The organism is Escherichia sp. MOD1-EC5189, from assembly GCF_002966045.1.
In the GTDB taxonomy this organism is placed as follows: Bacteria; Pseudomonadota; Gammaproteobacteria; order Enterobacterales; family Enterobacteriaceae; genus Escherichia; species Escherichia coli_F.
The window spans coordinates 1-21419 of record NZ_PTRX01000042.1 but is presented as its reverse complement, the minus strand read 5'-3'; the positions used below and the strand labels follow the sequence as shown (position 1 = coordinate 21419).

General features: G+C 47.1%; 21 protein-coding genes. 12 read left to right on the top strand and 9 right to left on the bottom strand.

Annotated features, from left to right (window positions below; genetic code table 11):
* Positions 1-59: 59 nt before the first annotated feature.
* Positions 60-626: an outer membrane lipoprotein Slp gene (gene slp / locus ATB02_RS23440; RefSeq protein WP_001057453.1), complete on the top strand. Its 567-nt coding sequence runs from the start codon at positions 60-62 to the stop codon at positions 624-626.
* Positions 627-781: 155 nt separating this feature from the next.
* A complete protein-coding gene (locus ATB02_RS23430) occupies positions 782-1312 on the top strand; it encodes a helix-turn-helix transcriptional regulator (RefSeq protein ID WP_000478615.1) in 531 nt (176 codons plus the stop codon).
* Between the two features lie 60 nt (positions 1313-1372).
* Here ATB02_RS23430 and chuS read toward each other — a convergent pair whose 3' ends face one another.
* Complete coding sequence (gene chuS / locus ATB02_RS23425; RefSeq protein ID WP_032185374.1) at positions 1373-2401, bottom strand: hematinate-forming heme oxygenase ChuS; 1029 nt, start codon at positions 2399-2401, stop codon at positions 1373-1375.
* 48 nt (positions 2402-2449) lie between these two features.
* Positions 2450-4432 (bottom strand): TonB-dependent heme/hemoglobin receptor ChuA/ShuA, encoded by a 1983-nt coding sequence (chuA, locus tag ATB02_RS23420; RefSeq protein WP_032185375.1) that lies wholly within the window; start codon positions 4430-4432, stop codon positions 2450-2452.
* 682 nt (positions 4433-5114) lie between these two features.
* On the opposite strand from chuA, the gene shuT reads away from it, so the two are divergent.
* From shuT to ATB02_RS23385, 6 genes are read left to right on the top strand one after another with little or no spacing between them, the layout of a single operon-like run.
* The gene (gene shuT, locus ATB02_RS23410) at positions 5115-6029 is read left to right on the top strand and encodes a heme ABC transporter substrate-binding protein ShuT (protein WP_123059862.1); all 915 of its coding nucleotides are present in this window, start codon (positions 5115-5117) and stop codon (positions 6027-6029) included.
* A 19-nt stretch (positions 6030-6048) separates the two neighbouring features.
* The gene (gene hutW / locus ATB02_RS23405) at positions 6049-7386 is read left to right on the top strand and encodes a heme anaerobic degradation radical SAM methyltransferase ChuW/HutW (RefSeq protein WP_105272323.1); all 1338 of its coding nucleotides are present in this window, start codon (positions 6049-6051) and stop codon (positions 7384-7386) included.
* A 12-nt stretch (positions 7387-7398) separates the two neighbouring features.
* Positions 7399-7893, top strand: coding sequence for a heme utilization cystosolic carrier protein HutX (gene hutX, locus ATB02_RS23400; protein ID WP_032185377.1), 495 nt, complete (start codon positions 7399-7401; stop codon positions 7891-7893).
* Positions 7893-8516, top strand: a complete 624-nt coding sequence (gene chuY, locus ATB02_RS23395; protein ID WP_105272322.1) for an anaerobilin reductase — start codon at positions 7893-7895, stop codon at positions 8514-8516. Before hutX ends, chuY begins: the two co-directional genes overlap by 1 nt.
* A gap of 48 nt (positions 8517-8564) precedes the next feature.
* Positions 8565-9557 (top strand): heme ABC transporter permease ShuU/ChuU, encoded by a 993-nt coding sequence (gene shuU, locus ATB02_RS23390; protein ID WP_206748428.1) that lies wholly within the window; start codon positions 8565-8567, stop codon positions 9555-9557.
* A complete protein-coding gene (locus ATB02_RS23385; RefSeq protein WP_032185380.1) occupies positions 9554-10324 on the top strand; it encodes a heme ABC transporter ATP-binding protein in 771 nt (256 codons plus the stop codon). The genes shuU and ATB02_RS23385 overlap by 4 nt, the downstream gene beginning before the upstream one ends.
* Before the next feature lie 51 nt (positions 10325-10375).
* Here the strand turns inward: ATB02_RS23385 and ATB02_RS23380 are convergent, their stop codons facing one another.
* The 3 genes from ATB02_RS23380 to hdeA form a co-directional block, all read right to left on the bottom strand.
* The gene (locus ATB02_RS23380; protein WP_001296814.1) at positions 10376-11023 is read right to left on the bottom strand and encodes an MgtC/SapB family protein; all 648 of its coding nucleotides are present in this window, start codon (positions 11021-11023) and stop codon (positions 10376-10378) included.
* Between the two features lie 63 nt (positions 11024-11086).
* On the bottom strand, positions 11087-11413 hold the full coding sequence (hdeB, locus tag ATB02_RS23375; protein ID WP_001298717.1) for an acid-activated periplasmic chaperone HdeB: 327 nt from the start codon (positions 11411-11413) through the stop codon (positions 11087-11089).
* A 115-nt stretch (positions 11414-11528) separates the two neighbouring features.
* Complete coding sequence (gene hdeA / locus ATB02_RS23370) at positions 11529-11861, bottom strand: acid-activated periplasmic chaperone HdeA (RefSeq protein ID WP_000756553.1); 333 nt, start codon at positions 11859-11861, stop codon at positions 11529-11531.
* A 254-nt stretch (positions 11862-12115) separates the two neighbouring features.
* On the opposite strand from hdeA, the gene hdeD reads away from it, so the two are divergent.
* Together hdeD and gadE are read left to right on the top strand one after the other, a co-directional pair.
* Positions 12116-12688 carry an acid-resistance protein HdeD gene (hdeD, locus tag ATB02_RS23365; RefSeq protein WP_000965671.1) on the top strand — a complete coding sequence of 191 codons (573 nt, stop codon included), beginning with the start codon at positions 12116-12118 and terminating at the stop codon, positions 12686-12688.
* A gap of 798 nt (positions 12689-13486) precedes the next feature.
* Positions 13487-14014, top strand: a complete 528-nt coding sequence (gene gadE / locus ATB02_RS23360; RefSeq protein ID WP_000576690.1) for an acid resistance transcriptional activator GadE — start codon at positions 13487-13489, stop codon at positions 14012-14014.
* Here gadE and ATB02_RS23355 read toward each other — a convergent pair whose 3' ends face one another.
* Complete coding sequence (locus ATB02_RS23355; RefSeq protein WP_001205315.1) at positions 14015-14293, bottom strand: hypothetical protein; 279 nt, start codon at positions 14291-14293, stop codon at positions 14015-14017. It lies immediately after the preceding gene.
* 107 nt (positions 14294-14400) lie between these two features.
* Between ATB02_RS23355 and mdtE the strand changes: the two genes are divergently transcribed.
* Positions 14401-15510 (top strand): multidrug transporter subunit MdtE, encoded by a 1110-nt coding sequence (gene mdtE / locus ATB02_RS23350; protein ID WP_306300885.1) that lies wholly within the window; start codon positions 14401-14403, stop codon positions 15508-15510.
* A 24-nt stretch (positions 15511-15534) separates the two neighbouring features.
* Positions 15535-18648 (top strand): multidrug efflux pump RND permease MdtF, encoded by a 3114-nt coding sequence (mdtF, locus tag ATB02_RS23345; RefSeq protein ID WP_105272319.1) that lies wholly within the window; start codon positions 15535-15537, stop codon positions 18646-18648.
* Positions 18649-19010: 362 nt separating this feature from the next.
* On the opposite strand, the gene gadW is transcribed toward mdtF, so the two are convergent.
* The 3 genes from gadW to ATB02_RS26815 form a co-directional block, all read right to left on the bottom strand.
* Positions 19011-19739, bottom strand: coding sequence for an acid resistance transcriptional activator GadW (gadW, locus tag ATB02_RS23335; protein WP_105272318.1), 729 nt, complete (start codon positions 19737-19739; stop codon positions 19011-19013).
* A 368-nt stretch (positions 19740-20107) separates the two neighbouring features.
* Positions 20108-20932, bottom strand: coding sequence for an acid resistance transcriptional activator GadX (gadX, locus tag ATB02_RS23330; protein ID WP_105272317.1), 825 nt, complete (start codon positions 20930-20932; stop codon positions 20108-20110).
* Between the two features lie 358 nt (positions 20933-21290).
* The coding region (locus ATB02_RS26815) for a hypothetical protein (RefSeq protein ID WP_001501631.1) at positions 21291-21419 on the bottom strand (129 nt) is incomplete at its 5' end.

The following is a 21419-nucleotide window of genomic DNA, read 5'->3' as shown; positions in this document are numbered from 1 at the left end:
ATGAAAACTATAAAGAAATATCTATTATGGTTTTAATATTTGTTGATAAGGATAGTAACATGAACATGACAAAAGGTGCACTCATCCTCAGCCTTTCATTTTTGCTTGCCGCATGTAGTTCAATTCCGCAAAATATCAAAGGCAATAACCAACCTGATATTCAAAAAAGTTTTGTTGCTGTTCATAACCAGCCGGGGTTATATGTTGGTCAACAAGCGCGCTTTGGCGGGAAGGTTATCAACGTTATCAATGGCAAAACGGATACGTTGTTAGAAATCGCTGTATTACCGTTGGATAGCTATGCGAAGCCTGATATTGAAGCCAACTATCAGGGCCGACTGCTCGCCAGACAAAGCGGCTTCCTTGATCCAGTGAACTATCGTAATCACTTTGTTACCATCCTCGGTACCATTCAGGGTGAACAACCTGGCTTTATCAATAAAGTCCCGTATAACTTCCTGGAAGTGAATATGCAGGGCATCCAGGTGTGGCATTTGAGAGAAGTGGTTAATACCACCTATAACCTGTGGGATTACGGCTATGGTGCATTCTGGCCGGAACCGGGCTGGGGCGCGCCTTACTACACCAATGCGGTGAGTCAAGTAACACCTGAGCTGGTCAAATAACACCACCGAGAGATGCAGATGCTTTCTCAGCATCTGCATCATGCATTACATCAAATTAATACACAGCCAGCTAACTATTATTATTATAAGCCCTGTCCTGTTAATTACCTTTGGCAAACTGATTATAAAGTTAATGTCCGCACCAGGAGTCGGTTATGTTTCTTATAATTACCAGGGATACGATGTTCTTCACTGCGATGAAAAACATTCTGAGCAAAGGTAATGTCGTTCATATACAGAACGAAGAAGAGATCGACGTAATGTTGCATCAGCATGCCTTCGTCATTATTGATACATTAATGAATAATGTATTTCATTCTAATTTGCTCACTCAGATTGAACGATTAAAACCTGTCCATGTGATTATTTTCTCTCCCTTTAATATTAAACGCTGCCTGGGGAAAGTACCGGTGACCTTTGTTCCGCGAACTATCACCATCATCGACTTTGTCGCACTCATCAATGGCAGTTACTGCTCTGTGCCTGAAGCGGATGTGTCCCTTTCGCGCAAGCAGCATCAGGTTCTAAGCTGTATTGCGAATCAAATGACAACGGAAGATATTCTGGAGAAACTGAAAATATCGCTAAAAACGTTCTACTGCCATAAACACAATATCATGATGATCCTCAATCTTAAGCGGATCAATGAGTTGGTACGCCATCAGCATATTGATTATCTGGTGTGATCGATTGATTAATATAAAGAGGCCCAGCAATAAATAGCCAGACCTCCCTTTAATTATACGTTATGCAGTAACGCCTTCCGGTATCAGCGAAGCAATTTGCTTACGCCATTGCGCTTGCTCCTGTTCGCCTTCTGTACGTTGACCATAAAGTTGCGCTATCTGCGTACCATCATGGGCAAACAATTCCAGACTGGTCACATAACCGTCACTAGCAGGTTTACGGGTTACCCAGGTTTCAGCAATGCTCTCTTCTAATAGATGAAGAGTAAACGTCGGGTTAAAAATATTCAGCCAACCTTTCATTGGCACCACTTTTTCTACCACGCCAGTGAAAATCTGTACGCAGCCACGGTTGCCAACAAACACCATGATTTCATTGCCATCCTGCTGTGCAGATTCAAGAATTTGCGCCAACGCACTGTTGGATACTTTGCAGGCCAAATCATCTGCCACCAGATTGAACGCCTGTTGGCGCGTCAGGTTGTGGCGCTTGAGCAACGTAAAAAACTGATGAACGTCGGTCATCGCCCGCCACTCTTGCTCGACCACACTGGCATCGGCTCGCGTTTGAACAACTGGCGCATCAACGGCTTTTAACTCAAGCGGCGTATTCTCATCGGTGATAAACCGTGCCAGAAGCTCACTCCATGCCGCCATATCGGTATTGTCGGTGGCATAAACTTTTAGTAATGCATCGCCCTGATGATCAAAGAACTGAATACTCTGGCGTTCGCCACGAGTCGTATTTTCTTTGATGTGGAAAACACTGGCCCATTGATTGAGAAACAGACGCAAATCCAGCGCGCGCGGATTGAGGATCAATCCGGCATGTCCGTTTAAATGCTGGTTTGTGAACGCACCAACTTGCTCATGGACTGCATATTCATTACGACAAATACATTTGGTCTCGCCAACACTTTCGAGCGCCGCCAGAATGTCACGGATATCGCCGCACATCCGCCACGCATCGTGCGTGACGCGCGCAAATGCCAGTTCTGCTTCGCTAATATTCATTAAACCTGCGATGTCACGCGCGTACTTTCCGGGATTTTGTTCTTTTAACTCAAGCCAGCGTGTGTAGTGGTTCATTGTCTCTCTTCCTTCCAGATAAATGCCCCGAAATATCGGGGCAGATGATTACCATTGATAACTCACGAAAATTTTTCCGTTACGACCATCCTGTGGGATGCCTTGCGGCGACCAGTACTCTTTGTCGAAGGCGTTGCCCAATACCAGAGTAGTGGTCATACCTTTGAGCGCCTGCTGCCCTTGATAACTGACGTAGAAATCATTCACACCATAGCCAGGTTGTTTGCTGTAACTGCTGCTGATATGTGTTGAGCGATCGGCAAACGTACCGACCCAACCAACAGAGAAGCCACTGTGAGCGATCGGAATATTCAGGGTGCTGGTAACGGTATCCGGGTTAATACTGGAAATATATTCCCCGGTATCGGTGTCTTTGCCGCGGGTACGGTTATAGGCCACATCAAGGCTAAACAGATCAGTGGTATATTTCGTCATCACATCCCAGCCCCAGATTTTGGCGTTCGGGACGTTATACGACATAGTTGTCGCAGCCGCGAAATCGACAGTCGTGGAGATGTAATCCTTCGCTTTGGTATCAAAGTAGCTGGCTTTAAATTCCAGGGCATCATTGGACAACATCAGGTCATCAAAACGCAGCCCAAAACCGTACTCCTGAGTTTCGTTAGTTTCCGGACGTAAGTTCGGGTTTGGCACCCAATAGTTGGTATAGAAGCGACCAATCGAGAAGTGCTTAGAATCGTTATACATTTCGCCCATCGTCGGGGCGCGGAATGCCTGGGCATATGAGCCAAATAACATCAGCCAGTTGGTCGGGTTGATAGTCATCCCCGCACGAGATGACCATTTGTCAGCATCAACATCTTTGTAGCCGTCGCTGCTACCGTGATAACTGTCATAGCGGGTTCCGCCAAGCAGGGTAATCGGCAGATCGCGTAAGGTGATCTCATCCTGTAGCCAGCCAGAGCTAAAATCGATTTTTGCTTGCGGAAAGCCCGTCGTCGCGCCACCCGGATGTTGTTCCTGACGATAATACTCACCGCCATATGTCAGTAAGTGAGAAGCGAAACTGTCGGCAAATAGAGTGGAACGGTTCTCCAGCCTGGCTCCTTTTGTTATCTGTTCACGATACTCGCCGGAACTCCCCGTGTTTTGCGCATTAATACGGACTTCCGACCAGTAAATTTTTGCATCTGCATTTAACCAGTCGTTGCCCTGCGGGGCGAGTTTATAAGAAAGCTGCGCATCGCGTTGAATTGTTGAACGATCAACCATCGGGTTGCTGCTTTCAGAAGCCTCAACGGTCTGCGGATTTTTTGGTTCACGCGCGTCGTTGTTGTAGTAACGCACTAAACCGCTCAGAGACTGGGCTGAATCAATTTGCCAGGTCCCTTTCGCCAGCATGTTATTAATGGACTCGTCATTCGGCGCGGTTTCACCATTGCTCTGGCGTAAATCACCCCGATCGCGACTGGACCAGGCCACAATACCATCCAGATTTTCAGTTCGCCCAAACGCGCTCGCGCCTAATCCCAGGCTATGGTCCCCCGTGCCACCAGTACCAAAGACACGAAAACCACTACTTTGTCCTTCCTGCAATAAATCTTTTGCATCGACCGTATCGTAGGAGATCACCCCACCCAGCGCGCCACTGCCATACAGTAATGCTGAAGGTCCGCGAACAATCTCAACACGCTTGATCAGCGCCGGATCGAGAAAAGTACCATTCAGATGTCCGGTATCCGTTCCCTGGCGAACACCATCGACAAGAACCAGCACGCCGCGATGATCATAGCCACGCATATTTACATCCTGACCGTTGGTTCGTCCGGTACCATCAAGAGTAATTCCAGGAACATGACGCAGCAGATCGGTGGCTGAAGTAGCCGTTTGATTTTCAGGAGCGGAAGTGTCGATGACGCTGACCATCATAGGCGCTTCGAAGGAACTACGGGCATTCCCCGTTGCCGTAACGGTCATGGTTTCAGTAGCAAAAGCAAACGTTGGCAAGGTGGCAGAAACAGCCAAAGCCAACAAACTCAAACGCAACGAGGTAAATTGCGGACGTGACATAGCGATTCTCCATGAGGAAAATAAAAAATGCTGGCTGCCTGGGTTAATACCGGGGTGGCTGGCGAAAAATAAATTTATTTAAAATTCAGAGCGATAATATTCGCCGGGTGAGTTTACAGGCGTTTATATCCCATGAAATTGCCTGGTATCTCGGCAAATACGCAAAAGCACGCCCTCTTTGTCAGGCAAAACGATATGCCCCATCAGGAGTGAAGAGCGCTGTGCGTTATCCCTTGCAAATGCTATGGTTTTGTTATCCATATGGTCGTGTTTTGTTAAGCGCGAACGTGATAATGAGAATTATTATCGATCAATTTTTTATGATCAAGCTTTTTTTAACCGCCATTAACACAATAAACAGGGGGTTATGAAACCTATCCTGCGCCCTGGAAACCACTTTGTTTTTATGGTTATTCCCCCATGACCTCATCACTAAACTTTGTCGTTAACAGTGATAATTTTCTCTTCTCTTTGCTCTGCAAGCCGCGATATCTCTGGGTTCTCAGCTTTTTCCCGCGCTGAAATTTAGTCGGTAACAAGAACGTTAGCTGACGAAGCATCTTGATAAAAATCAAAAATAAATACGCTTGTAACGCCTTGCGTATTGAATCGACGGTTGTATTTCATATATAACTCAAATGATAATCATGATCATTCTCAATTTGATAAGAGTTCTCATATTATGCCAAGGATCATCACCAGGCCGTTTCTTTTTTCCCCACTGACGTTATGTATTTCAGCCGTGGCCTCTGCCGCGAAGACCGCGGTAAAACGAAAAAAATTGTTTACGGCAGTACTGGCTCTTAGCTGGGCTTTTAGCGTAACGGCTGCCGAACGTATCGTGGTCGCAGGAGGATCGCTGACGGAGCTAATCTACGCGATGGGCGCTGGCGAACGCGTGGTTGGTGTCGATGAAACGACATCTTATCCACCAGAAACCGCCAAACTGCCGCATATTGGCTACTGGAAACAACTCAGCAGCGAAGGCATTTTGTCACTTCGCCCGGATAGCGTAATTACCTGGCAGGATGCCGGGCCACAAATTGTGCTCGACCAACTACGAGCGCAGAAAGTCAACGTCGTCACCCTGCCGCGTGTGCCTGCCACCCTTGAGCAGATGTACGCCAACATTCGCCAACTGGCAAAAACGCTACAGGTTCCTGAACAAGGCGAGGCGCTGGTGACACAGATCAACCAACGCCTGGAGCGAGTACAGCAAAACGTGGCGGGCAAAAAAGCCCCGGTTAAAGCCATGTTTATTCTCTCCGCAGGCGGAAGTGCGCCACAGGTTGCCGGTAAAGGCAGCGTCGCGGACGCCATTCTTTCGCTTGCCGGAGCAGAAAACGTCGCAACCCACCAGCAGTACAAAAGCTACAGTGCAGAATCACTGATTGCGGCTAATCCAGAAGTGATTGTCGTAACCTCACAAATGGTCGATGGCGATATTAACCGGCTACGTTCTATTGCCGGAATTACCCACACTGCCGCATGGAAAAACCAGCGCATTATCACCGTTGATCAAAACCTGATTCTGGGAATGGGTCCGCGTATTGCTGATGTCGTTGAGTCTTTACACCAGCAGCTTTGGCCGCAATAAATGGATTTAAATCAGACGAATGAACACAAATAACACCCTGGATCTCACGCCACATTTTGCTTTAGACGGTGATCAGCCATTTAAAGACAGGCGCGCCATGATGCCGTTTCGTGGGGCCATTCCAGTTGCCAAAGAGCAACTGGCACAGACCTGGCAAGAGATGCTCAATCAAACGGTATCACCACGTAAGCGACTGGTTTATCTACACATTCCTTTTTGTGCAACACACTGCACGTTTTGTGGTTTTTATCAGAACCGTTTTAATGAAGATGCGTGTGCTCATTATACCGACGCCCTGATTCGTGAAATAGAAATGGAAGCGGACAGCGTATTGCATCAGTCTGCCCCCATCCACGCGGTCTATTTCGGTGGCGGCACGCCTTCCGCGCTCTCGGCACACGATTTGGCCAGAATTATCACCACATTACGAGAAAAGCTGCCACTGGCCCCTGATTGTGAAATCACTATCGAAGGCCGGGTACTGAATTTTGACGCTGAGCGAATCGATGCTTGCCTTGATGCAGGAGCAAACCGCTTCTCAATTGGTATTCAGTCGTTTAACAGCAAAATCCGTAAGAAAATGGCCCGCACCTCGGATGGCCCAACCGCCATTGCGTTTATGGAAAGCCTGGTCAAACGCGACCGTGCTGCGGTGGTCTGTGACCTTCTGTTTGGCCTGCCAGGTCAGGATGCGCAAACCTGGGGAGAAGATCTGACTATTGCCCGCGATATCGGTCTCGACGGCGTCGATCTCTATGCGCTCAATGTCCTGCCCAATACACCGCTGGGCAAAGCCGTGGAAAATGGGCGTACTACCGTGCCCTCTCCGGCAGAACGACGCGATCTTTATCTGCAAGGGTGTGACTTCATGGACGAAGCTGGTTGGCGCTGTATCAGTAACAGCCACTGGGGCCGTACCACACGCGAACGCAATCTCTATAACCTGCTGATTAAACAAGGTGCCGATTGTCTGGCCTTTGGTTCCGGAGCCGGCGGTTCGATTAATGGTTACTCCTGGATGAACGAACGCAGTCTTCAGACCTGGCATGAATCCGTCGCGGCAGGCAAAAAACCGCTGATGATGATCATGCGTAACGCCGAACGTAATGCGCAATGGCGTCATACCTTGCAGTCAGGTGTTGAAACAGCGCGTGTACCGCTGGATGAACTTACGCCACATGCCGAAAAACTCGCGCCGTTACTGGCTCAATGGCACCAAAAAGGCTTAAGCCGCGATGCTTCAACTTGCCTGCGGCTGACTAATGAAGGTCGTTTCTGGGCAAGCAATATTTTGCAGTCTCTTAATGAACTAATTCAGGTACTTAATGCGCCAGCGATTGTGCGTGAAAAACCATAACAGGAGTGATTTATGAGCCATGTCTCGTTACAAGAATTTTTGAAAACGGAGCCGGACGGTACGCTGGAGGTGGTAGCCGAACAATACAACACCACACTGCTGGAAGTAGTGAGGAATCTACCCTCCTCTACCGTAGTGTCAGGCGATAAATTCGATACTGTCTGGGATACCGTCTGCGAATGGGGCAACGTCACCACGTTAGTACATACTGCCGATGTAATCCTCGAATTTAGCGGCGAACTGCCTTCGGGTTTCCATCGCCACGGCTATTTCAACCTACGCGGAAAGCACGGCATGTCCGGGCATATCAAAGCAGAAAACTGCACACATATTGCCTTGATCGAACGTAAATTTATGGGCATGGACACCGCATCCATTCTCTTTTTCAACAAAGAAGGCAGCGCAATGCTGAAAATCTTCCTCGGCAGGGATGACCATCGTCAGCTCCTGAGCGAACAAGTCAGCGCCTTCCATGCTCTGGCAGCATCGTTAAAGGAACACGCCTGATGACGCCGTGGCTACTCTTTGGCGCAGGCGGAAAAGGTGTGGGTGCCAGAACGCTTGAACTGGCGCTGGCGGAACAACGTCCGGTCGTTGCTGTCATTCGTCATGCTGATGCTGCCACGAAACTGGCGCAACAAGGTGTACAGGTTTTTACAGGCGACGCCTGTGATGCCAGCGTAGTCGCGGCTGCTTGCCGCGCAGCTGGCCCGGATGCGCTTATCATCTCAACAATGGGCGGAGCTCAGGATTATCTGGCGCACAGAACAGTGATTGATGAGGCCGAAAAGGCCGGCATCAGTCGCATGATTCTGGTGACCTCTTTGGGATGCGGCGATAGCTGGCAGTTTTTATCGGAGCGGGCAAAGGCTGCGTTTGGTCAGGCGGTACGGGAAAAAACGCTGGCGGAAAGCTGGTTGCAAACCAGCCAGCTTGATTACGCCATTCTCCGCCCTGGCGGTCTGCTTGATGGGGCGGCAACGGGCAAAGCACAACGGATACAAAATCAGGAGTGTCATGGTTTTGTTAACCGTGCCGATGTCGCCGCACATATCCATGAACTGGCAAATGCGCCAGCACTTAACCAGCAGGTCTACAGTCTGATTGAACCGGACCTGAAACCGGCGTGATCCCCCGGCGCGGAATCTCCGCGCCGTAATGTCGTAACGGAGTTTTGCGTGCTCAAGGATTCACTCTCTTCCGCCAGGGTCTTTATGGGGCTATCACTATTATTGCTAGCTCTGGTGCTGTTCGGTGCCAGTCAGGGAGCGTTAAAGATCAGTTTTGATGCCCTTTTTGATGAGGAATACCGCGATATCTGGCTCAATATTCGTCTACCACGGGTTTTGCTGGCGGTGCTGGTAGGTGCAGCGTTGGCAACCGCCGGGGTAATTATGCAGGGGCTTTTTCGCAACCCAATGGCTGACCCTGGATTACTCGGCGTCAGTAGCGGTTCTGCATTAATGGTTGGCGTTGCTATTGTGATGCCCTTTCCCTTCCCAGTGGTGCTGGTGCTCTATGAGCAAATGGTGTTTGCCATTGCCGGAAGTTTAGTGGTCTGCACCATCATTTTTCTCATAACGCAGCGCCATCGCGATGGCAGCATGATGCAATTATTACTCGCCGGTATCGCCATCAATGCCCTGTGCGGCGCAGCCATCGGCATCCTGAGCTATATCGGCGATGAGCAGCAGCTACGACAACTCACATTGTGGATGATGGGCAATCTTGGACAGGCGCAATGGTCGACGTTATTGGTTGCCAGTTCATTCATCCTACCGGCCATTATTGCAACAACTTGTCTCGCCGGAACGCTGAATTTACTGCAGCTCGGTGATGAAGAAGCCCACTACCTCGGCGTGAACGTTAAGCGTAAACGCCAGCAATTATTGTTAGTGAGCTCACTGCTCGTTGGTGCCGCCGTATCGGTAAGCGGCATTATCGGCTTTATTGGCCTGGTGATCCCGCATCTGATTCGTATGACTACCGGGGCAAATCACCGCTGGCTAATCCCTTGCTCCGCCCTCGCCGGAGCCTGTTTATTGCTGATGGCAGACACACTTGCCCGCACACTGGTACAGCCAGCAGAAATGCCCGTGGGATTATTAACCAGCCTGCTTGGTGGCCCTTATTTTATGTGGTTGATTCTGCGCAACCGGAGGATCACATGATCAGCGCCCAGAATCTGGTTTATAGCCTTCAGGGGCGGCGTCTGACTGATAATGTCTCACTGACTTTTCCCGGTGGGGAAATTGTTGCCATTCTCGGCCCTAATGGTGCGGGAAAATCTACGCTGCTTCGCCAGTTAACCGGCTATCTTCAACCTGATAGCGGCGAATGTCGGTTGTTTAATAAGCCATTAAATGAATGGTCGATTACTGAACTGGCGAAACACCGGGCCGTGATGCGTCAAAATAGCCACATGGCGTTTCCATTCAGCGTACAAGAAGTTATCCGGATGGGGCGGCATCCGCATCGTACTGGTAATCAGGATAATGAAACAGCACAAATAATGGCGTTATGTGACTGTCAGGCGTTAGCAAACCGCGACTATCGGCAATTATCCGGTGGTGAACAACAGCGCGTGCAATTAGCGCGCCTGCTGGTGCAACTCTGGGAACCAACTCCCTCACCGAAATGGTTATTTCTTGATGAACCAACTTCGGCACTGGATATTCACCATCAGCAGCACTTGTTTCGTTTATTACGCCAGCTAGTTCACGAACGGCAGTTCAATGTTTGCTGCGTATTGCACGATCTAAATCTTGCCGCGCGTTATGCAGACCGTGTTGTATTAATGCAAAAAGGAAAGGTTATCGCAAATGGTAAACCGCAGGACGTATTGACACAGCAGGCGCTGACAATGCTCTACGGCGCGGATATTACCGTACTTAAAGATCCTGCCAACCATTCACCACTGATCGTCCTCGATCATTAAAACCAACAGGAGTACCGCTCTGGTACTCCTGCGAATAAATAACTATATAGATTAGCTAATTGAAACGCCTTTCACCCCTGCCATACCTTTTAATAATCGCAACAGATCTTCTATCGACGTCGTGGCATGAAGCTGGATATCAATGGCGACCACTTCATGATCTTCATTTTCCTGCAACGAAACTAAATCCGTTTTTATTTTTTGCTGCTTAAACCAGTCGAGCATTGATACCGTATTACCGTTCACTAATGTCAGCTGTAAATGGTAATTTTTATTCATCAGGCGGAAGGTTAATTGATGGAAGACTTCCAGCACCAGTAAGGTCATCACTGAACCATAAATGCCCAGTTCGTACATACCGCTACCAATAACCATACCAATGGCGGCGGTCACCCAGATATCCGCTGCCGTCGTCAGACCTACAATATTTTGGTTACGAACGAGAATGTTACCTGCACCGATAAACCCGACGCCCGTCACCACCTGAGCAGCAATACGGCTGGGGTCCAGTCCGACGTGATCTAAAGACAGCACGTCAGCAAAACCATATTTCGAAACAATCATAAACAGGGCGCTTCCCATGCCAATTAATACATGTGTGCGTAACCCTGCTCCTTTGCCGCGCATTTGCCTTTCCATGCCAATAGCGCCACAGGCAATTGCTGCGAGTATAAGACGTATAATAAATTCTGCTGTCATATAAAAATGCAAAAAGTAGCAGCAAGATGGCTCAACTTGCTACTCCTTTTTACTTGTGCCCCATTAATTCGGCAAGTCATTAGATGCTTGATTTTTGAAAGTATACAAATTTTTCTGCGGATTTTTTTTGCAGTATTCGATCACTTTAGGAATTTGAGTAAGATCGGTTTCATTTAAAGTAACGGTATCGCCACCTTTATAAACTGTTTCTTCATGCAGCATCCACCACGCAACCGGTGTCATTGCTTTTGGATTCAGATCAATAAATTCCTGGCAAGTCATATCTTTAGCGGATTCATTGGCTGCCAGCGCAGATTGTGCGTTCACCAGTGACAAAGCCGCTACAGCGCCCATAAAAATAAACGCTTTACGGAGAGATGAAATATTCATTTTGTAACCCATTCAATATAGAGATTAAATATGAACAGAAGGAATAGCTGCTTTTGAAGAAGGTATTCCTACCTGTTCAATATGCAAGGAAGTACGATGTAACGTATTCCCGGAATTACATATCTTTCTTAACTTTGTCCCATTCGCTTTTAACTTTATCTTTAAAGTTGGCTTGTTTATCCTGAGTACAAGCCTGAACGATCGCTGGGGTTACGGTTGCAATACCCTGAACATCTAAAACCGCATCTTCTGGTTTATCTTTATTGTTCAGTGCTTCAGCAAAACCAACTGCAGTTGGCTGGAAGGATTCGTCCACAGCCAGAAAATCTTCACAGGTCCAGGTGTTGACCGGTTTTTTGTTATCAGCTGCTTTTTGTGCATCCGCTGCATTGCTCACCACTGGCAGAAGAAGCAGACCACCAAGAATAACGCCTAATACTTTTTTCATCGTAATATCCTCAACTATAAAGTGAAAGAGCCGTCACGAATTAATTTCGACACTGAGGTTATAACCTGGTTTTCTGTATATGTCATGTTGATGGAAAATATCAAAATCAGATATTTTTATTTCAATACAATGAGTTACAGATGCATCAGATACTGTAATTAGGAAATTTTTATTAAATCGACTGCATTCTTAGACGCGTTTTTGGCATAGATTGATAGCAGGGGATTTTCTTCTTAATTTTATAGGGTGGTTATATGTTATATATAGATAAGGCAACAATTTTGAAGTTTGATCTGGAGATGCTTAAAAAACATCGCAGAGCAATCCAGTTTATTGCCGTGCTGCTGTTTATCGTCGGGTTGCTGTGTATCAGTTTTCCGTTCGTCTCTGGCGATATTTTAAGCACAGTAGTGGGTGCATTATTAATCTGCTCGGGTATTGCGCTTATTGTCGGGTTATTCAGCAACCGCAGTCATAATTTCTGGCCGGTATTATCCGGTTTCCTCGTCGCAGTCGCCTATTTATTGATCGGCTATTTCTTCATCCGCGCACCAGAGCTGGGCATTTTTGCCATTGCGGCATTTATTGCCGGTTTGTTCTGTGTGGCAGGGGTTATTCGCCTGATGAGTTGGTATCGTCAGCGTTCAATGAAAGGCAGTTGGCTACAGCTCGTTATTGGTGTGCTGGATATCGTCATTGCCTGGATATTCCTTGGTGCTACGCCGATGGTTTCTGTAACGCTGGTTTCCACACTAGTGGGAATTGAACTGATATTTAGCGCCGCTAGCCTGTTCAGCTTCGCCAGTTTGTTTGTTAAAAAGCAATAATTATCCCTATTGCCACCTGGATCATAGTCACTTGATGTGACTATGATCCAATTAATACTCTCTCCGCTACACAGCATTTTAGATCAATTGCGCGCTATCATTGAAATAATTACCTGCTGATGAGTATTTCAACCTACTGAATTTTATCTGATTTTTTTCATTGCATGGCAAATTAGCCATTTCAAACATTATCATGGCTGATATTTTCCGTAGTCAGGTTTAATGTTTTAAAAGTGCTGTGGGAAAGTGAACAAAGAGTTCCGTAAACGTTGATGCTATGGGCGGTTAAATAAGTAATCCGGGTTCATTTTTTTGCAACTGGCGTTGATTACATTGCATAAATATCCGTGTCTCCAGACGCTATATAAAAACCTGAAGACATGAATGAGTTATTTACTCAGGTAATTTCAATGCGTTAAAAGAAAGCTGGCAATCCAATTGCCAGCTTAAGTCGAAACAAGGAGACTCGATATTTAAATCGGATTACATTTTAACTTTAGTAATATTCTTCAGAGATCACAAACTGGTTATTGATAACTTATTCTTGGGCAGTAATCCGCAAACGTTAATTTTTTGTTTGCAGTTTACAATCTGATAACAACCAGGAATTTTACTTAGGATCAATATATGGAGTGCGTGATGGATAAATCTGAAGTATTGATTAGTGTTAATAAACGTATTAGTTCACGAAGGGCAAGGTTCTTATAGGCGTTTACTATATTGAACAACGATTCGGACAGGGATGTAAATAATGAAAAGGATGACATGTTCGAAACGATAACGGCTAAGGAGCAAGTTATGATTTTTCTCATGACGAAAGATTCTTTTCTTTTACAGGGCTTTTGGCAGTTGAAAGATAATCACGAAATGATAAAAATCAATTCCCTGTCAGAGATCAAAAAAGTAGGTAATAAACCCTTCAAGGTTATCATTGATACCTATCACAACCATATCCTTGATGAAGAAGCGATTAAATTTCTGGAGAAATTAGACGCCGAGAGAATTATTGTTTTGGCACCTTATCACATCAGTAAACTAAAAGCTAAAGCGCCTATTTATTTTGTCAGCCGCAAAGAAAGTATCAAAAATCTTCTTGAGATTACTTATGGTAAACACTTGCCCCATAAGAATTCACAATTATGTTTTTCACATAATCAGTTCAAAATTATGCAGCTGATTCTGAAAAACAAAAACGAAAGCAATATCACGTCAACGCTCAATATTTCGCAACAAACATTAAAGATTCAGAAATTCAACATTATGTACAAGCTGAAACTAAGACGTATGAGCGACATCGTCACCCTGGGTATCACATCTTATTTTTAGTCAGGACATAATTAACTGAAAATGATGGCAGGCATGAAGAGGGATGCAGATGCTGATTTCATTATCCCCGGTGATGACTAAAGGAGAGGCGAAAACGACTTTATTCCCCTGGTATGTGTATCCACCAGTAGAACCCTTCGTTGCCCGAATGCTGGCAGGAACTGTTGGCAGAACGGCAACATTTTTTTTGTCGTTGACCTCACCATGTCGATCACTGTGCTTGCATCCCATCTTACTGGCTGACAACCCCACTATGCCGCTGGTCTGTAAATCCCTCATACCTCTCCTCGCGCGCAATTTAAAGAACCGTTATATCTCAAGAATTTTCAGGGACTAAAATGAACAGAAGAAGAAAACTGTTAATACCGTTGTTATTCTGCGGCGCGATGCTCACCGCCTGCGATGACAAATCGACGGAAAACGCCGCCGCCATGACGCCTGAGGTCGGTGTCGTCACACTCTCCCCCGGTTCGGTCAATGTGTTGAGCGAATTGCCCGGTAGAACCGTTCCTTATGAAGTTGCCGAGATACGCCCTCAGGTGGGCGGTATTATCATTAAACGCAACTTTATCGAAGGCGATAAAGTGAACCAGGGCGATTCGCTGTATCAGATTGATCCTGCGCCTTTACAGGCCGATCTAAACTCCGCCAAAGGCTCGTTGGCGAAAGCACTCTCAACCGCCAGCAATGCCCGCATCACCTTTAACCGCCAGGCATCATTGCTGAAGACCAACTACGTTAGCCGTCAGGATTACGACACCGCGCGCACCCAGCTGAATGAAGCAGAAGCCAATGTCACCGTCGCCAAAGCGGCTGTTGAACAGGCGACGATCAATCTGCAATACGCGAATGTCACCTCGCCGATTACGGGCGTCAGCGGGAAATCGTCGGTGACCGTCGGCGCACTCGTTACCGCTAATCAAGCCGATTCACTGGTTACCGTGCAACGTCTGGACCCGATTTATGTCGATCTCACGCAGTCGGTGCAGGATTTTTTGCGCATGAAAGAAGAGGTCGCCAGTGGACAAATCAAACAGGTTCAGGGCAGTACGCCAGTACAGCTCAATCTGGAAAATGGTAAACGTTACAGCCAGACCGGCACGCTGAAATTCTCCGACCCGACGGTGGATGAAACCACGGGCTCCGTGACGTTACGGGCGATTTTCCCCAACCCAAATGGTGACTTGCTGCCAGGTATGTATGTCACGGCATTAGTGGATGAAGGTAGCCGCCAGAATGTATTACTGGTGCCGCAGGAAGGCGTCACCCACAACGCCCAGGGTAAAGCAACGGCGCTCATTCTGGATAAAGACGATGTTGTGCAGCTACGCGAAATTGAAGCCAGCAAAGCCATCGGCGACCGGTGGGTTGTCACCTCTGGCTTGCAGGCTGGCGATCGGGTGATCGTTTCCGGTTTGCAACGTATTCATCCGGGTATCAAAGCACGTGCAATTTCCTCCAGCCAGGAAAACGCCAGCACCGAATCGAAACAATAACGTTGCAGGCTTAAGGGGACTTTCATGGCTAACTATTTTATTGATCGCCCGGTTTTTGCCTGGGTACTTGCCATTATTATGATGCTTGCAGGTGGTCTGGCGATCATGAACTTACCGGTTGCGCAATATCCGCAGATTGCGCCACCAACCATTACCGTCAGCGCAACCTATCCGGGTGCCGATGCGCAAACGGTAGAAGACTCGGTCACTCAGGTGATTGAGCAAAATATGAATGGGCTTGATGGCCTGATGTACATGTCTTCAACCAGCGATGCGGCGGGTAATGCCTCCATCACTCTGACCTTTGAGACGGGGACATCGCCTGATATCGCACAGGTTCAGGTACAAAATAAACTGCAACTCGCAATGCCTTCATTACCTGAAGCGGTGCAGCAGCAGGGTATTAGCGTCGATAAGTCGAGCAGTAATATCCTGATGGTAGCGGCGTTTATTTCTGATAACGGCAGTCTCAACCAGTACGATATCGCGGACTATGTAGCGTCTAATATCAAAGACCCGCTAAGCCGTACCGCGGGCGTTGGTAGCGTACAGCTCTTTGGTTCCGAGTACGCCATGCGTATCTGGCTGGACCCGCAAAAACTCAATAAATACAATCTGGTACCTTCCGATGTTATTTCCCAGATTAAGGTGCAAAACAACCAGATTTCCGGTGGTCAACTGGGGGGCATGCCACAGGCGGCAGACCAGCAACTGAACGCCTCGATCATTGTGCAGACGCGTCTGCAAACGCCGGAAGAATTTGGCAAAATCCTGTTGAAAGTTCAGCAAGATGGTTCGCAAGTACTGCTGCGTGATGTCGCCCGCGTCGAACTTGGGGCGGAAGATTATTCCACCGTGGCGCGCTATAACGGCAAACCTGCTGCCGGGATCGCCATCAAACTGGCTACCGGAGCAAACGCCCTGGATACCTCGCGAGCGGTGAAAGAGGAGCTGAACCGTTTATCGGCTTATTTCCCCGCAAGCCTGAAGACGGTTTATCCTTACGACACGACGCCGTTTATCAAAATTTCTATTCAGGAAGTTTTCAAAACGCTGGTTGAGGCTATCATCCTCGTCTTCCTGGTCATGTATCTGTTTTTGCAGAATTTCCGCGCCACAATCATCCCGACGATTGCCGTACCGGTGGTTATTCTCGGGACGTTTGCGATCTTGTCGGCGGTCGGTTTCACCATCAACACCCTCACCATGTTCGGGATGGTGCTGGCGATAGGGTTGTTGGTGGATGACGCCATCGTGGTGGTAGAAAACGTCGAGCGCGTGATAGCGGAGGATAAACTGCCGCCGAAGGAAGCAACGCATAAATCCATGGGGCAAATCCAACGCGCTCTGGTCGGGATTGCCGTTGTTCTTTCCGCAGTGTTTATGCCGATGGCCTTTATGAGCGGTGCAACCGGGGAGATCTACCGACAGTTCTCCATCACGCTGATCTCCTCCATGCTGCTTTCAGTATTTGTCGCAATGAGCCTGACCCCTGCCCTGTGCGCCACCATTCTGAAAGCCGCGCCGGAAGGCGATCACAAACCTAACGCCCTGTTCGCACGCTTCAACACGCTGTTTGAAAAATCGACTCATCACTATACCGATAGCACCCGCTCGCTGTTGCGTTGTACCGGTCGCTACATGGTGGTCTACCTGCTGATTTGCGCCGGGATGGCAGTGCTGTTCCTGCGTACGCCGACCTCTTTCTTACCAGAAGAGGATCAGGGGGTATTTATGACCACCGCGCAGTTACCTTCCGGTGCAACCATGGTTAACACCACGAAAGTGCTGCAACAGGTGACTGATTATTATCTGACAAAAGAGAAAGATAATGTTCAGTCGGTGTTTACCGTTGGCGGCTTTGGCTTCAGTGGCCAGGGGCAAAACAACGGTCTGGCGTTTATCAGCCTCAAACCGTGGTCTGAACGTGTCGGTGAGGAAAACTCGGTTACCGCGATCATTCAGCGGGCAATGATTGCGTTAAGCAGTATCAATAAAGCCGTCGTCTTCCCGTTCAACTTACCCGCGGTGGCTGAACTGGGTACCGCGTCAGGTTTTGATATGGAACTGCTGGACAACGGTAACCTGGGGCACGAAAAACTAACCCAGGCGCGAAACGAGCTGTTATCACTGGCAGCGCAATCACCGAATCAGGTCACCGGGGTTCGCCCGAACGGCCTGGAAGATACGCCGATGTTCAAAGTCAACGTCAACGCTGCGAAAGCTGAAGCGATGGGCGTGGCGCTGTCTGATATCAACCAGACAATTTCCACCGCCTTCGGCAGCAGCTACGTGAACGACTTCCTCAACCAGGGGCGGGTGAAAAAAGTGTATGTCCAGGCAGGCACGCCGTTCCGTATGTTGCCGGATAACATCAACCAATGGTATGTACGCAACGCCTCTGGCACGATGGCACCGCTTTCTGCCTACTCGTCTACCGAATGGACCTATGGTTCACCGCGACTGGAACGCTACAACGGCATCCCGTCAATGGAGATTTTAGGTGAAGCGGCGGCCGGGAAAAGTACCGGTGACGCCATGAAATTTATGGCAGACCTGGTCGCTAAACTTCCGGCAGGCGTCGGCTACTCATGGACCGGACTGTCGTATCAGGAAGCGTTATCCTCAAATCAGGCTCCCGCGCTGTATGCCATTTCACTGGTCGTGGTGTTCCTCGCCCTTGCCGCACTTTATGAGAGCTGGTCAATTCCGTTCTCGGTGATGTTGGTTGTACCGTTAGGTGTCGTTGGCGCATTACTGGCCACCGATCTGCGCGGCTTAAGTAATGACGTCTACTTCCAGGTTGGTTTGCTGACTACCATCGGGCTTTCCGCCAAGAACGCCATCCTGATCGTCGAATTTGCCGTTGAGATGATGCAGAAAGAAGGGAAAACGCCGATAGAAGCGATCATCGAAGCGGCGCGAATGCGTTTACGCCCAATCCTGATGACCTCTCTGGCCTTTATTCTCGGCGTGCTGCCGCTGGTAATCAGTCATGGTGCCGGTTCCGGCGCGCAAAACGCGGTAGGTACCGGCGTGATGGGCGGGATGTTTGCCGCAACAGTGCTGGCCATTTACTTCGTTCCAGTCTTTTTCGTTGTAGTGGAACATCTCTTTGCCCGCTTTAAAAAAGCGTAACGTGTAAATGAGAGTAAGGTTGAACGTGAGGGTTCAGCCTTACTCTTTCCTGCTAACCATTCACCACTCAACAACCAGCTAACCGTCAGGAATACCAGGCTTAGTACACAGCACTGAAAGTAAAAACCACTCCAGCCATTCGTCATCAATTTGAACAGCACAATACTGACCCACATTCCCGTAATCGTATGAATTGTCAGCTTAATAATCCCAAACATGCCGAGTCTTTTCCTCCTGAAAATACCTATACCGCCTGGCATACTGCGAAAGAGATCTTGCCGGTAGCTTGGCAGAAATCATCAGGGAAGAGTTTCACATGAAGCACGTGTGAGATCCTGACCAATATTCAAATGCGAAATATGTCAGGAAAAGGTGCCTGGCGAATGTTGCGCAAACTGATGTGGCGTTACACCATAATATTGTCGAAATGTGTTTATAAAGTACGACGTACTGCTATACCCACATTTTTCCGCAATAGTATGTAGAGGAATTTGACGTAACTCGAGTAATCGTCTGGCCATCGACATCCTGGAGGCGAGTAATATTTTACTGAAACAGGTATTTTCATCCTGCAACTTTTTTTTGATGAGACTCTCGCTGGTATACATTCTTTCCGCGATATCGCGCAGATACCAACGTTTAGCGATATCAAAGCTAATAAGGCGTTCAACTTTTCCTGAAACAGTACTGATACTATTGAAAAGTAAGGGGATAAGTTCTTTCTTATGAGAAAACATTGATAAACAGGAAAGGTAAAGCATCTTGCTCATTATCGGCGAATTTACCCCGGATTCATTGAAACTATCAAAAATCGCCGTCACCAGAGGCATGGGGGGGGACTGGTTAATTAACAAACGGTCTTTGCTATGTAACCCTAAATTGCGCGGTAGCTGACGAATATTTTGTAAGTAATGGCAAATTGTCAGCTCATCGATATCCAGCCGTCGCGTATCCGGTGAACAAAACGCAAAATCATCTGCCAAATTTTTATCCAGCAGTAGAATACTTTCGTTGTGCAACGATATTTTTTGCTGTTCATGATGAATATCCAATGAACGACGAACGAGGATCACCGAGCAGACATGAGTCATGACTATCCCTTATATTTCATTACTGCGATTATTTCAATTTCAGTATACTAATGAAATGACGCCAGACTGTTTCTTAGTGCAAAAACTGCCATATTTGGTAGGACCAAAATTTATCCACAAAGTAGTTTTGCATAACAGTTAATTGATAATAAGTAAATGCAACACCAATATATTTTCACACAGCGTATAGCTTATGTTTATAAAAAAATGGCTGATCTTATTTCCAGTAAAAGTTATATTTAACTTACTGAGAGCACAAAGTTTCCCGTGCCAACAGGGAGTGTTATAACGGTTTATTAGTCTGGAGACGGCAGACTATCCTCTTCCCGGTCCCCTATGCCGGGTTTTTTTTATGTCTGAGTAAAACTCTATAATCTTATTCCTTCCGCAGAACGGTCAGTGCCGTAAAAATTCCCTTGTGCAACAATACTTGCCACCGAGTCACGGTTCGGCAATTCTTGTGCCGATCGCTCCTGATACTCTGTGGGCGTCATCCCATAATAATTTCGAAAAACGTAAATGAAATACGACACGCTGTGATATCCACAGGACACTGCGACTCTTTTAATTGAAAACCCATGTATAACAATAAGTTGTAAAGCACGTTGCATTCTACACTCAGTAAGCAACTGTGAATATGACGTACCTTCTTCGCGCAATTTTTTCTTTAACAGGCTTGAACTCATCAACAGCTCGCTGGCGATTTGGGCTAATGTCCACTCATGGGCGATATTATTATTGATGACCGTACAAACTCGTGTTCGCATGTTCGGTTGCAAAACGTTCAGAAGCAGCGGTATAAACTGCTCGTCCTCCAGGAAAACAGATAACAACGCAAAGATTAATGCTCTTTTACGGAGCATTTCTGCATAGCGCAGATTCTTATTCTGCGATAGTTGCGCAACCTCCTGAAAAACAGGAATATCTCTGGTACAGTGATGAACGAGTAACGAAGGAACTTTTTTATGTGCATGAAGATTTAATGCCTCCTCCTTGAGCATCGGGAGAAATAATGAAAGCGTGTCCCTTGAAACTAATACAAAATTCTCGACACACTTATCCACTTGAATTTGACTTGCATCCGCAAAAACCAGTTCACCGCCATTAAAATAGCGATATTCACCATTAACCATGGTGAGAATATATTTATGTCTTGCGTACGCAATTAGACAATTACCATGTAGTGATTGCATAGTCGGCTTAATATTACATAAACATATTACTGTTTATTAATGTAGCACGCCGCCCTCTTAAGTCAAATTGATTGATAAATAAATTTAAACGAAGCGGGAAAACAGGATGATAATCTACGGCAGGATGACTGGATTTATAATACAAAAGGCGTGCTTAAGAACGCAGTGAAATTAATAGTAAGCAAATAATCCCTTGCGGTGACATTAAGAATATCAGTTACATTGAATAAACATTCATATAACATATATCTTATCAACACGATGAATAGACAGCCAATATATTATTGCTATTAATAAGCAACCGAATGCCCAACTGTTTTTTAAAGGTTGGGCATTCGGTTTTTACAACGTTATATTATCAGGTATGTTTAAAGCTGTTCTGCTGGGCAATACCCTGCAGTTTCGGGTGATCGCTGAGATATTTCAGGGAGGCTTTGTAGTCTTCCAGCAACAGTTCAGCAAAGTCCATTTCGAAGCCGCGACGACA